We start from the raw sequence: 12,845 nt of genomic DNA on the forward strand, positions 1-12,845 counted from the left end.
CGAGAGTATGTCTCTTTTGTACGATTCATCTGGTTGCTGCTTGAGTCTATCTATTTCGGGTACTTGGTCTTTACTTATGTACCGATCTCTTACCGCAACACTCAAATACATTTTTGTGATTTCAGTGATGCTGTTATTGATCTGCTCTACACCACGAGTAGTGCCGTCTGGTCTTGGTTTCTTCAGCAACCAGTATCCATAATCCCTTGTCCATTCAGGTTTTATTTGATCAATAGACCTTTTGGACATATTGATATGCTCTAAATATTCCAACCAGTTAGAGCAGAAATATTTTTTTAGTTTATATGTTTCTGGTGTAATACCTTGTTTTGGGATCTTTGTAATCTTCTTTTGGTACTGATCTAAATGTATCTTTATCAGTTCTTCTGTCGTAATGGTTTTGAGTCTTTCACCTCTATTTACCTTTCCTTTTAGGTCTTGGTATATCAGTCTTGCTTTTGTTAGTGCTTTGACTCTATCTATTTCTCCTAATGATTTAATATATGGTTTCTTTGTCTTTTTGTCGTAATACCTTAAATAATAAACCTTGTTAGTGGTGTCTCCCCGACGATACACAAATGCACTTTCGTCTTCATATACCAGTTCCTTATCTTGGTAAATGCTCTTACCTTGTTCTGCTGGCGTTGCTATTGCTTTCTTTGCTTCTGCGAGCGCTGTGATTGCTGTAAGTAGGTCAGCAGGATCCAGTCCTGCTTCTTCCAAAAGTGTGGAGAGTGCTTCTACCTGGTTGGTTTTTTTGGTGTTTTCCTGGTAGTCATCAGTGGATACTGCCCTCTCCATGACTGACTTGTTACTAATCTGTTAGTCAGTATTCTAGGGCATAAACCCAGTTATATCCCCATTTTTGACGCTTTATCGTAACCATTACCAATACGGATATTCATCAGGGTTGATTAATCGTAGAAATTGCAGACTTACTTTTCTGAAACCGAAGTTCTCTTCCCATTTGATTCTAACCGGTTATTGCAACGCAACTATAGGTGGGCTTATTCATTGTTGCGCCTGCCATTTTGCCCAGAGATCTGGCCGACGTTCGCGGGTGCGTTGTTGTTGCTGTTGGGTTCGCCAGCGTGCGATGGCACCATGATCGCCACTACGCAATACCTCTGGCACTTGTTGGCCTTGAAATTCTGCTGGGCGCGTGTAATGGGGATGTTCTAATAATCCAGCACTATGGCTTTCTTCAATTAATGATTCAGCACTGCCAACAGTGCCTGGTAACAACCTAACTACCCCATTAATAATCGTCATTGCTGGTAATTCACCACCAGTAAGTATAAAATCACCTAACGACACCTCTTCATCTGCTAAACCACGAATACGTTCATCAAAGCCTTCGTAATGCCCGCAAATAAGAATTAATTGTTGGTAATTATCTGCCCATTCTTGCAATTTTTGCTGCTGTAATGGAATCCCTTGAGGGGTCATTAGTAGGCTGCGGCAGCTCCCCTGTTTTGGGATTGCTTGAAAGGCGGCAAATACCGGTTCTGGTTTTAAAACCATCCCGGCCCCACCGCCATAGGGTTCATCATCAACCTTGCGGTAGCGATCAGTGGTGTAATCACGAGGATTATGGCAATACAAACTTGCAATTCCTGAACTAAAAGCACGGCCGATTACCCCCAATTCAGTTAATGGTGCAAACGCTTCTGGCACCAAGCTCAACACATCAATGCGCATCAGCTAGGTGGCCTACTTACGCGGCGGATTTCAGAACAAAATTGTGATGCTTCTAAAATTTCAGCATTCCAAATCAAAAGGCTACGTAAACGTAAATTAGGTTTTTGAAACCAAATTGTTTCTTGCATTTTTCTAGCACCAACTTGATGTTCAATTTCTAATTGCGCCTCCGGTTGTAAACGCCAACAGCCGCAAATGCCACCATCATCTTGAAAGCGGCCATTTGCAAAAAAAATAAGCTGCCTGGATGGCGTGTTTGGATTCTGTAGTTGCAATGATCCCAGCTGCCCTTCTGCATCGCCAGTTTTCGCAGGCAGCCATTGCCAATGCAGTTCAGCCCTCTCGCTTTCTTCCCAACTACTTTCGCCCTGATCGGGTTTATAGCGTGATCGCAAGCTCAACCAGTTCCCACCGCATAGCTCCATAAGCTCTACAGCGCTAACGGGTTGAAATGGCTTGCTGTTATCTGTCACAGAGCTGATTAATTTGCGATGTTTCCATCATCGCTTGTTGCCCTCCCTTACTAGAACATCCAGGCAGCACCTTCGCTAACGAAACCTAGGCCAGACAGGCTTGCTGCTTCAGCGCTGCTTGCTGTGTAGAAATGTTCGCCGCTTGATGGCTTAAAGAACCTCTGTACAGCTGTAAAACCACTGCTTCCTGAAGAGGGAATAGATAAGGCTCTACCCGCAACACCTTCATATAGGTAGCCAAGGTTTTTAGCTGAAGTAACTTCAGCATCGCTCAAGGTAAGCAGATGATCTTTGTTATTTGGGTTGTAGAGGCGATGAACCTCAGCAATAGTTGCGCTTTCTCCGCCGGTTGCTTGCAGTAGATTCCAAGCCCCACCTTCTAACTTCCAACCACTTTTAATTAAGGAAGATTCCTCTGTTGGGTTTGCTGTAAATAGATGCATGCCTGTTAGGGGATCTAAATAGCGATTGTGATTGAAACCTGGTGTTAGTGTTAACACCTCTAAATCTTTGCTAACTTCATTGCTAGCAATTAGTAGGTCTCTTCCATTCGGGCTTTGAGCTGCTGGTATAACTAACAAACCCTCAGGGGAAATTATTCCGCTTCCAGACACTTGAAAATCTACGAGTTTTCCGGCGTAAGGGTTAGTGATGTCGAAGGCTGCGATTGAACTCAAGGTGGCTCTCTCTAGACCCACAAATGCAAATGTTTTAGCTCCAATTGTTGCAACGGTTAGATTTTCAGGCTCAATACCTTTGTCGTCGGATCTTTTGTCGCTGTATACACCTGCTGTTATGGCAGCTTGGTCTAATTGATTACCGCTATCCCAAACGATATTACCCAATGAATCGGCAATACTAATGGAACGAGCACCAATGGAGAACTTCTGTTCATAGGTGGCTGTGCTGGAGTCGTAGTTGCCCAGATCTTTTAGTATCTTTAGTCTATCGTCAGGGGCAGAGCCGGTAACACCACTGCGGACCTCATCGAGATATATGGATTCTTCTTCTATGGTTACTCCACCACTAACAATTTCTTTAGTTGGGCGACCTCTGCCGTCACCTTCATTGGCAAAAATTGTAAATGTTTGAATTGTTCCATCCAACCCCTTGGCTTGGAATGTTGACATGCCATCAGGCATCCTCAGTCCGTATATATTTTGGTTGGGGAGCAGTTTTATAATTTCATCTTTATCGCTGGGATCTATTCCTGTTGGGGTAAAGCTTACTATGCCGAGTTGTATGTTTGCATCGGCAGGATTTGCCCACACATAGGTTTTTGATCCATTGATATCTGATGCTAATTTGTATTTTGCTTTTTCGGCTTCGCTCAGAGCTGTGTATCCAGTTGCATCAAGGGATGTTATGCCAAAATCATTATCATTTATAACGGCCATGCGTCCGTCGCTAAGTAGCGCAAGACCTTCGGGCTTATCGCCTGGGATATAGGCTTCACTTGCTAAGTTAGTAATCAGAACTTTACTAGGCAGTTTTACGCCTTGGGCGATCAAAGAATCAATGCTTATATTTTCTTCATTGGCAATCGAGTTGCCTAGTATATTAGTGGCACCTTTTAAGCTAACTTCAAAAACTTGCTTGTAGCTGATGGCCCCTAGCGTTGAATCTCGCTCAAGAACATAGAATACTTGGCGGCTTGGGTCATAGGCCACATCACCAATCTTGTCTACTTTGTTTTCGTAAATTGCTTCATCAGGTGCAACGGTAGCCTTGCCGGCCATTGGATATAAATATTCAGCCGAAGGAACACCTGTAGTTGCATCTATTTCAAGAATTCTTATAAGTGAACTCTTTTTAGCATCTGTGGCGTTTGTTGCAGCTAGTGGGCTTTGTACAAAGGCCCACAATTTATTAGTGGCGGCATCGTAGGCCAAGCCCTCAAAGCCTCGATTTGATTGGCGTTTTGCATATTCAGCCGGAAGAGTTTCTTTCCCTAATGAATCAGCACTTAGGCCAGCATCAACACCAGCACCAATAGGAACATAACGTTCAATCAATTTGCCAGTGGAATCAACTTTATAGATTGCTGGTCTATATTCGTCGCTCATCCAGATATTTCCATCTTTGTCTTGAACTATTGACTCAAGATCTGCTCCATATCTGTCGTATGCCAACAGATTGCCATTTGCGTCAACTGGCATTTCGTCTGCCTTGCCATTGGAGCGGCCAGTGATTGGAGTAATACCGTCTTTTTGGAAGAGTTTTACTTCACCAGTTGTAGATACAATTCCTGTTTTCTCGTCCAATGCAAGTTTGTAGAACCTTGCTTGATAATCGGGAAGTAGGAAAGGACGTACTTTTTCTAAAACGCCATCAGTTCCTGCGGTTCCGTCAGCTTTAATTACATCTTTGCTAGTTGAATCGCCATTGGGTCCCCTATCTGCAGGGGCAAGAAATGTTAATCTGCCCAATGAATCTGTGCCTGTATAGAATAGACCTGACAGTCCACCACCTGGAACTATTGCCCCTGCGCTTGTGGTGCCAGGGCTAGCAATATTTACCTTGTAGTTAGTGATACTGGCTTGTCCCCTGACATAATCCTGAACACCTAGGCTGCGCAAAGAAGCTAATGATGGAGAACCTGTACCACTTAGATTGACTACGCCAAGTGCATTATTTTCTTGAAAAGTAATGTAGGCTTTGCTTCCATCTGGGCTAACCGCAACATATTCAGGTTCTAGATCTTTGGCTGCTGTTGTACCAGCTGGCCCTGTGATTCGGATGCCTAATGATCTTAATTCAGCTTCTCGGCCGTTGTAATTCGTGAATCCAATTGATGAAACAGTGGAACTACCTGGAGATGTTGCATTGATTGAAATTACTGAAATTGATCCTTCGGGGTCAATTGTGTAAAGCTCATTGGGTTCTCCTTCGTTGGCTACAATTAATTTGGTGCCATCAGGAGTAAATGCAATTGAATCGGGAAGAACACCAACAACAACTGAGCCTGCTGCAGTTATCTTCGCGCTGCTGCCCGTTCCTGAAACTGTGAAAAAATTAATTTTTCCCGGCGCATATTTCCCTTCACCTTCTCCCTCTAAAGCGACAGCTACAAGTCCATTTTTGTTTACAGCAACACTATTTGTATTGCCGATCAAGCTAATTACTTCTTTGAGGGCTGGAGCAAAAGGATTGCTGAAATCTACTACTGATAATTTATTAGTACCTCCTATGGTGAATACAAGTTTTGCAGAGCTGTGATAAGCACTGATCTCTGCTCCGCCAGCAGATAATCACAATGTGCTGAGGCTTTCCATCGAAATATGATTGGACATTTTGGAAATTTAACTTCTTTTATTAAAGTGTTAATTTATTATGTGTGGAATAAGAAAAAATCAAGCTTTGGTTAAGTATTGATTTTTATTTGATTATAGTTTTTAAATTGATTCCCCGCCCCTTATTCCCCTTGGTAGCCGAGTTCCGCCAACCTGCCTGGTTTCTGGCGCCAATGGGGCACCACCTTCACAAATAATTCTAGATATACCGGCCCATCAAATACTTTTTGCATCTGCAGCCGGGCTCCGGTGCCGATTGCTTTGAGCATGGCACCGCCTTTGCCGATAAGTATTCCCTTTTGGCTGCTGCGTTCCACCATCACGGTGGCAAGAATTGCGGTGCGTGGCCCATCTTCCTCTAACCGTTCGATCTGCACTGCTACCGAATGGGGAATTTCCTCCCTTGTTAGATGCAAAACCTGTTCGCGTATTAGTTCTGCCAAAAGCAGTTTTTCTGGCTGATCGCTGATTGTGCCAGCTGGATATAACATTGGCCCTAGGGGCAGCAATGGTTCTAATGCTTCTACCAAGGCACTGCAGCCATCGCCTGTAGTGGCGCTAAATGGTAATAATGGCGCTTCTGGTAAAGCATCTTGATAGCTATTAAATAATTCTTGTTGTTCTTCTGTATTAACAAGATCTTGTTTATTAAGACCCAGTAATACCGGTTGACGTATTTGTTTTAGTAAATCAAGCACAAACTGATCACCGCGTCCAAGCGGCACACTGCCATCCATCAAAGCAAGCACCACATCCACTTCGCCAATGCTGTTGCGTGCTGTTTGCACAAGCCTTTCACCTAGTAGGTGATGCGGTTTGTGAATTCCAGGCGTGTCTAGTAATACAAGCTGCGCTGTGGCGGTTGTGAGTATTGCCCTAAGGCGATTGCGGGTGGTTTGGGCTACCGGTGAGGTGATCGCTACTTTTTCGCCCACCAACTGGTTTAACAAGGTGGATTTACCCACATTGGGCCTCCCGATCAAGGCAACAAATCCCGAGCGAAAGCCCTCTGGCGTTGGGCTCCAAAGCACATCTTCAGTTGCCGGTATTGGAATCTGCATCTACCTAGTGTGCTGGCTTGAGCAAGGCAGTGCTTAAACCCCATAACCTTGGTGAATAGTTTTAGCTTTTGCGATGAGTTTTGAAGCAGCAATGGAAGCAGCAGCCCTCTGGTGTGGCACCTGGGAGCAGGGCGATCTCAGCGATGAGGTGCTGGCAGATAAGGTTGCGCAGTTGCTCACAAGCCGTGATGGCGCCCGCGGTTTCTTTGTGGTGAGTTTGCCAGCAGAAAATCCATTGATGGATCGATTACCTGAACCATTACTGATTGCCCTCAGGGCTGCAGGGGAAGAAGTGGTGGATTTAACGGCCCGTAATTTAGCTATGAGCACCGCTATGGCTGTTTATCACCGGCGCGTTGGCGCAGAAGATCAATGCTTAGGTTCAGAAAGAGTGCAACGCCGCAGCCGAGAATTGCTGCAAAATCTAGAATCTGGAGCGGTAAAAATCAGGCTTGAAACTTTGCTTGCTGCCACAGATGGTATTGGTAGCGATGTTGCTTTTTTGGATCGCTGGCAATACGACGACGAACAAAAAGCCGCCATTAAGGCGGCTGTGTTATCAGTAGCTGATTAATAAATTGAGATTAAATCAATCGCGGCGGCTACCACCGTTTAGGGCAATGATTAAACGCAGAATGAAAATAAATAAGTTTACATAAGTTAGATACATGCCCAAAGCACCCGCTAGATATTGATCATCATTGTAAGTGCGCGGCATTGTATAGAAATCAACGAATGCTGCACCAATAAAGATCACCGTACCAAAACCGGCAATCATTAATTCAAAACCACCGCCCATAAACATTCCAGGGGCAAATATACCACCAATAAATTGCACCACCATCGCAATTAATAGGCCAACAATCCCCAAACCCACCACCGCTGTTAGGGCTTGGCCAACGCTGTCGCTCATGCGGCGTCCCACAACAGAAGCAATCACAAATGTGATCCCGGTTGATAGGGCTGCAATTGCTACTCCACCAACACCTGCAGGGCTGCTGATCGCCATAGCTACAAGGCCACTTATAGTGAACCCAGTTACCAAGCTGTAAACCGCCAAAAGGGGCAGTGCAGTGGCGTTATTGCCTTTAAGTGCTACATTCTGAGCTACAAAAAATAGGACAAAATTACCAATCAATGCCACCCAAAACAGGGGCATAAAAATTGGTGTTGCAATCATTGTTAAACCGCCAAGCACTCCAACTGAGGTGAGCACCATGCCGCCGCCCACATAGGGCAAGGCGCGATTTACAACATTGGGACCAACAAGGGCGCTGCTTTGAGCATCCCGGATCGCTTCTCTGAAATTACTGCTGGCCGGCATGGCACTTCCTGATTAATTACCTTTATATGCTGCCAGCCTTAAGGGGCTTTTGACACCTATTGGTGTGCGGATCACCGCCGCTTGTTGGCGTATGCCTCCACTATTTCCAGCACCAAAGGGTGACGCACCACATCTGCTGCAGTAAGGGTGCAAATTGCAATTCCTTCTTGGTTTTCTAGTAGTTTTGCCGCTTCCACAAGGCCACTATCTTGGCCATGGGGAAGATCTACTTGGCTTGGATCACCAGCCACCACCATGCGTGAATTTTCACCAAGGCGGGTGAGCAGCATTTGCATCTGGGCGCAGGTGGTGTTTTGCGCTTCATCAAGGATGATGAATGCATCAGCCAGGGTGCGCCCTTGCATGTAGGCCAAAGGAGCCACCTCAATAACACCTTTATCAATTAATGCAGTGGTGCGTTCTGGGCTGAGCAAACTATGAAATGCGTCGTAGAGAGGTCGCAGGTGGGGATCTACTGCTGTTTCTACAGCTGGCCTTGTAAGCACTATGCGCTCCACTCTTCTTTCCTGCAGGCAGCGCACCGCCTGCACTACCGCTAGAAAAGTTTTACCAGTGCCTGCAGGGCCAAGCGCCAAGGTGAGTTCATGGTTTTGCATCGCCTCCACATAATTGCGCTGCCGCAAAGTGCGTGGTCTTAGTAATTTTCCACTTTGGCTGCGGGCTAATACCTGCTGGTTCAATTGGCGTTGTTCAGCGCCTCTACCGCTTGCTAAAGCCTGAAGATTGGTATCTAGATCAGCGGCGCTAATGAATTCACCTTCAATCCATTGGGGCCTAAGCAATTCAACTACTGCAGCTGCCTGCTCAAGTTGTTGCGCCTTGCCATCTATATGAAGCTGCAAACCCCTTAGTACCAATTGGGCTCCGGTTAATTCGCTGATGCGCCGCAGATTTGCTTCTGCTTCGCCGGCAAGGGATAAAGCAGCTGCTTGATTTGGTAGATCAATCGCGAAGCGTTTGCGCTCCTGCCCTTCCATGGGAGGAGGGGTCAGGCTTCTTCTGGAGCAGCTTCTGCTGGTGTTTCTGATTCTGCGGCAGCCGCAGCGGCAGCTTCTGCTTTGGCGGCTTCTGCGGCGGCAAGTTCAGCCGCTTTTGCTTCTGCTGCTGCTTTTGCTACTGCTTTTAGCTCTGCTTCACGGGCAGCAGCTTGTTTTGCTTTACCAACGGTTTCAGCAGCGCGAATAGTTTTTGTAATCATTCCGCCTTTTTCCAGCAGTCCCCTTACGGTGTCTGATGGTTGGGCGCCTTGATCTAAGCGACGACGCAAGCCCTCTGTATCAAGGCGGGTTTCATTGGTGCGCGGATTGTAAAAACCCAGTTCCTCGAGCGGACGTCCGTCTCGGCGGCTGGTGCTATTGCAAGCCACGATCCGGAAGCTCGTTTCCCTCTTTTTACCGAAACGCTTCAGGCGGAGCTTGATCATCGTGACTAAGTGGGCGTAAACAGGGATCATCCACCATAACTGGTGGAGGTTAGAGCTGGCCGAAGCCTTTGCGTTTTTTTTCTGGTTTATAGGCCTTTGCTGGTTTCCCTGGTGCTTTTTGCCCCCCCATATTTGGCATACCGGGCATAGCGGGCATTCCTGGCATTCCTGGCATTCCGGGCATTCCGCCGCCTCGGCTCATCTGTTGCATGAAGCCCCTCATCTTTTGGAAATCGGCAAGCACCTTATCCATCTCTGCGGGTTTATGGCCGCTACCCACCGCGATGCGCTTGCGACGCGAGGGTTGAGAGGCTAAAAGATCGGGATTTTCTCTTTCTTGTTGCGTCATCGAGCCGATCATTGCTTCGATTCGTTTGAGCTGGGCTTCCCCTTGCTTGAGCATGCCATCGTCGATTTTGTTCATGCCTGGAATCATTTTCATCAACCCCCCTAGGGAGCCCATGCGTTTGATTAAGCGCATTTGTTGAACGAAATCGGAAAAATCAAATGAGGCTTCTTGCAGCTTGCGCTGCATCTTTTCCACATCGGCAATTTCCACTTCCTTTTGCGCCCTTTCCACCAAGGTGAGAACGTCGCCCATGCCAAGGATGCGGCTAGCCATCCGCTCTGGATGGAAAGGTTGTAGAGCTTCTACTTTTTCACCGGTGCCGATGAATTTGATCGGCGCACCACTCACCTTGCGAATCGATAAAGCGGCGCCACCGCGGCTATCGCCATCCAATTTTGTGAGTACAGCACCAGTAAGACCCACCTGGTTATGGAAGGAGCGTGTGAGTTCAGCCGCCTCTTGGCCGATCATTGAATCCACCACCAGCAACACTTCATCCGGTGTTACGGCAGTGCGGATACGCACCATCTCAGCCATCATCGCCGTATCGATTTGGAGCCTGCCGGCGGTATCTACAACAACCGTGTCAAAACCCTGCTCGCGGCCATAGGCAACCCCTGCAGCAGCAATATCTTCTGGTTTTTGATCAGCCCCAAGGCTGAATACCTCCACATCGATTTGCCGCCCCAAGGTTTGTAACTGCTCGATGGCGGCTGGCCTGTACACATCGGCTGCCACCAGCAATGCCTTACGGCCCTGTTCTTTTAAATGCAGCCCCAATTTCGCGGTGGCTGTTGTTTTACCTGCCCCCTGCAGGCCTGCCATTAAAACAACTGTTGGTTTTGTTGCTGCTTGAGCCAGAGGCGCATTCGCACCCCCCATCACCTCTACTAATTCGTTGTGCACCAACTTGATAAATTGTTGGTCGGGGCTGATACCGCGCACCACCTCAGCGCCAAGGGCTTTGCTGCGCACATCAGCAACAAAATCCTGCACCACCTGCAGGCTCACATCAGCTTCAATCAGTGCACGCCTAACACTTTTTAGTGCGGCATCTACGTTGTTTTCGCTGATAGCCCCTTGGCCGCGCAAACCGCGAACGGCATCTTCAAAGCGCTGGGAAAGTTCTTCAAACATCAATTAGCTCCTTAATTACTAGAACGAAAATCCGCCAGCTGCCACGCCTGCTTCGGATTTGGGCGAATAAACACATAGGTGTTATTTAAGGTAATGGCGGCATCTTGTTTTAAAGCCTTGCCCTTTGCGTCAAGCAAATCTTCTGAGTACAGAATCTCAACTTGCGCTTCGAGGCGAATTGGGCTGTTACTTACAACATTGAATTTTTCAATTTTGGCGGATATCCGTTGGCTAAGGCCCTGGTTTGCATCGGCAGCACGATTATCAACAACATTATTAACGAGTTTGGCGGAAGCTAGTTTGCTTAAGATCGCTTGATCATTGCCACCTGCTAGCAGATCAGCTTTTGCCTCTAGCCATTGCTCGAGCACCTCACGGGTTGCTTGTTCTGGGTTTGGTGGTTTTTCCGGGCTTGGCAACTTTTCCGGGTTTGGCAGTTGTTCTGCGCTAGGCAATACAGCAACCGGCGGCGGTGGCAGCAGAAGAGCTTCTTTCGGAATAACTGGAGCTTGCTCTTGTTTGCGTCCGAGGTTTAAACCGATTGCGCTTGTGGCAACCATGGCAAGCCCAATGGCTAACCAGCGTTGATTGCGGCTCCAGCGGCGAGTTTCCCACCAGGTTTTGGCCTGCTGCACACGTTCCTGCAGATTTAGTTGGGGTAATTGTTTAATTTCAGCGGCGGGATTATCTAAGAGTTCTTCCAGTTCATCAGCACTGGGGGTTGGTATGAATTCAAAATTAGTGATGGGCTCATGTTGCGGCTCAAGGCCATGCAGGCGACGGCGATCGCTGCGCTCCACATAGGCCTGCACATCGCGATCAGCGAAATATGCTTCAAGGTCAGGATCTGCTTCTAGGTCGCGGTAGCAAGCCAAAACCTGCCGCTCCAGCCAATCGCGGCAATAAGCGCAAACACCAGCTAAGGGATCATCGCCCTGTTCTTTAGCCCAATGTTCCAATTCAGGGTCGCTACCGCGTTGGAAATGCAATTCCGCTGCTTTTGTATTACCAAGAAGTAATTGCAAGCAGGCAATTTCCGGCTCCACCCCCACTTCATGGAGGGTTTTTAATCGTTCTAAAGCCGCTTCAATCCTTTCTGGTTTGCGTTGCGCAAATCCAGAGGCGGTGAGGGCATAGGCACTAAGAAAATCAGCTGTAACCGAACCGGCTTCAGCCATTTTTAAGAACAAATCAATCTGTTCTTGAACAGTTAGAAAATTACGTATTTGTTGGAAAAAAGCCTGGAAAGCTTCCTGGGAAAAACTGGGATCCAATTCACCATCAAGCCCACCGCGGCGATTGATCAATTCCTGCAACAACTGCAAACCCAGCTCCCGTTGGAGGCTTTCGGTGAGGGGTCTACTCAATAAATCGAGCACCCGATAAGGCAGTAAGGCTTGAAGATCCGCTTCAAGCGCTAAACGCCGCTCAAGTTGCTGCCCCATGCGTTGCAGTAACTGGATTCCTTGTTGCAGCAACAGAGCTGCTGTTTCGTAATGGCGTTCGTGTTTCCGTTCACTGCCCCCCTGCTGGCAAGCTAAGGCCGCAAGTAGCGAGAGATCTAGTTCCCTGCTGCTGCCGAGCGCTGGTGCCTGGGGCGGCTGCAGGGCCTTGCGGGCCCCTTCAAAAGCTTCAATTGCTTGGCCTGATTCCATTAATAGAATTAAGCCGCCCACCTCCAAATTGGAGGGAATATCAAGAGCTGGAAAAATGCCGGCGCTTTCGTTTGTTTGTTCGGTAACCAAGCGTTCATAGTTTTGACGCCGTTCTTCATCCGCTAAAAGATTTGCACTGAGTTCCAATAACTCAGCGCGAGCATTAAGGCCCTCTTGGCTAAAGCCTGGGCCGGGGGGGCGATCTAAGCGTTGTTGCAGGGTGCGCAATACGCCATCACTGGCAACTACGGGGCTTACTCCCAGCAAACGAAAATGGTCGAGGGGTAGCTCCAAGTGCTGGATGCTTTAAGAGGCTCGAAGTTTACGTTGGTTCAACGGTAAAGTTTGTTTTTTAATGGGGCCAGGGTGCCATGACCAGCGAAACCGCTGCTGCCGCAGGCTCTACCC

Annotated in this window: 10 protein-coding genes and 2 pseudogenes; 1 reads left to right on the forward strand and 11 read right to left on the reverse strand. The window is 47.5% G+C overall.

The window, feature by feature from the left end; translation table 11 throughout:
* The 6 genes and pseudogenes from AC2JC8_RS07205 to era form a co-directional block, all read right to left on the reverse strand.
* Window positions 1–801: pseudogene (locus AC2JC8_RS07205) on the reverse strand (tyrosine-type recombinase/integrase); the annotation flags it as partial.
* Between the two features lie 210 nt (window positions 802–1,011).
* The gene (trmD, locus tag AC2JC8_RS07210) at window positions 1,012–1,701 is read right to left on the reverse strand and encodes a tRNA (guanosine(37)-N1)-methyltransferase TrmD (RefSeq protein WP_484401054.1); all 690 of its coding nucleotides are present in this window, start codon (window positions 1,699–1,701) and stop codon (window positions 1,012–1,014) included.
* Window positions 1,701–2,174, reverse strand: a complete 474-nt coding sequence (locus AC2JC8_RS07215; protein WP_484401053.1) for a phycobiliprotein lyase — start codon at window positions 2,172–2,174, stop codon at window positions 1,701–1,703. The genes trmD and AC2JC8_RS07215 overlap by 1 nt, the downstream gene beginning before the upstream one ends.
* A 50-nt stretch (window positions 2,175–2,224) precedes the next feature.
* Entirely contained in the window at window positions 2,225–3,571 is a 1,347-nt protein-coding gene (locus AC2JC8_RS07220) for a choice-of-anchor I domain-containing protein (RefSeq protein WP_484594437.1), read from the reverse strand.
* Window positions 3,557–5,407 (reverse strand): annotated as a pseudogene (locus AC2JC8_RS07225) (esterase-like activity of phytase family protein); the annotation flags it as partial. The gene AC2JC8_RS07220 and the pseudogene AC2JC8_RS07225, both read right to left, overlap by 15 nt.
* A 182-nt stretch (window positions 5,408–5,589) precedes the next feature.
* A complete protein-coding gene (era, locus tag AC2JC8_RS07230; protein ID WP_484594431.1) occupies window positions 5,590–6,528 on the reverse strand; it encodes a GTPase Era in 939 nt (312 codons plus the stop codon).
* Between the two features lie 73 nt (window positions 6,529–6,601).
* Between era and AC2JC8_RS07235 the strand changes: the two genes are divergently transcribed.
* Entirely contained in the window at window positions 6,602–7,102 is a 501-nt protein-coding gene (locus AC2JC8_RS07235) for a hypothetical protein (protein WP_484401051.1), read from the forward strand.
* A 15-nt stretch (window positions 7,103–7,117) separates the two neighbouring features.
* On the opposite strand, the gene AC2JC8_RS07240 is transcribed toward AC2JC8_RS07235, so the two are convergent.
* From AC2JC8_RS07240 to AC2JC8_RS07260, 5 genes are all read right to left on the reverse strand, one after another.
* Window positions 7,118–7,852: a Bax inhibitor-1/YccA family protein gene (locus AC2JC8_RS07240; protein WP_484594432.1), complete on the reverse strand. Its 735-nt coding sequence runs from the start codon at window positions 7,850–7,852 to the stop codon at window positions 7,118–7,120.
* Between the two features lie 71 nt (window positions 7,853–7,923).
* The gene (locus AC2JC8_RS07245; protein ID WP_484401049.1) at window positions 7,924–8,850 is read right to left on the reverse strand and encodes a PhoH family protein; all 927 of its coding nucleotides are present in this window, start codon (window positions 8,848–8,850) and stop codon (window positions 7,924–7,926) included.
* Window positions 8,851–8,861: 11 nt separating this feature from the next.
* Complete coding sequence (gene rpsP / locus AC2JC8_RS07250) at window positions 8,862–9,296, reverse strand: 30S ribosomal protein S16 (protein ID WP_484401048.1); 435 nt, start codon at window positions 9,294–9,296, stop codon at window positions 8,862–8,864.
* A gap of 49 nt (window positions 9,297–9,345) precedes the next feature.
* Entirely contained in the window at window positions 9,346–10,782 is a 1,437-nt protein-coding gene (ffh, locus tag AC2JC8_RS07255) for a signal recognition particle protein (RefSeq protein WP_484401046.1), read from the reverse strand.
* Between the two features lie 11 nt (window positions 10,783–10,793).
* Window positions 10,794–12,731 (reverse strand): IMS domain-containing protein, encoded by a 1,938-nt coding sequence (locus tag AC2JC8_RS07260; RefSeq protein ID WP_484401045.1) that lies wholly within the window; start codon window positions 12,729–12,731, stop codon window positions 10,794–10,796.
* Window positions 12,732–12,845: the final 114 nt, after the last annotated feature.

It is taken from the genome of Synechococcus sp. (assembly GCF_982614295.1).

What these genes read in the sequence shown, in the direction of transcription:
- era (WP_484594431.1), bottom strand. Translation starts at nt 6,528, where the DNA reads ATGCAGATTCCAATACCGGCAACTGAAGATGTGCTTTGGAGCCCAACG.
- ffh (WP_484401046.1), bottom strand. Translation starts at nt 10,782, where the DNA reads ATGTTTGAAGAACTTTCCCAGCGCTTTGAAGATGCCGTTCGCGGTTTG.
- AC2JC8_RS07220 (WP_484594437.1), bottom strand. Translation starts at nt 3,571, where the DNA reads ATGGCCGTTATAAATGATAATGATTTTGGCATAACATCCCTTGATGCA.
- AC2JC8_RS07240 (WP_484594432.1), bottom strand. Translation starts at nt 7,852, where the DNA reads ATGCCGGCCAGCAGTAATTTCAGAGAAGCGATCCGGGATGCTCAAAGC.
- AC2JC8_RS07235 (WP_484401051.1), top strand. Translation starts at nt 6,602, where the DNA reads ATGAGTTTTGAAGCAGCAATGGAAGCAGCAGCCCTCTGGTGTGGCACC.
- trmD (WP_484401054.1), bottom strand. Translation starts at nt 1,701, where the DNA reads ATGCGCATTGATGTGTTGAGCTTGGTGCCAGAAGCGTTTGCACCATTA.
- rpsP (WP_484401048.1), bottom strand. Translation starts at nt 9,296, where the DNA reads ATGATCAAGCTCCGCCTGAAGCGTTTCGGTAAAAAGAGGGAAACGAGC.
- AC2JC8_RS07245 (WP_484401049.1), bottom strand. Translation starts at nt 8,850, where the DNA reads ATGGAAGGGCAGGAGCGCAAACGCTTCGCGATTGATCTACCAAATCAA.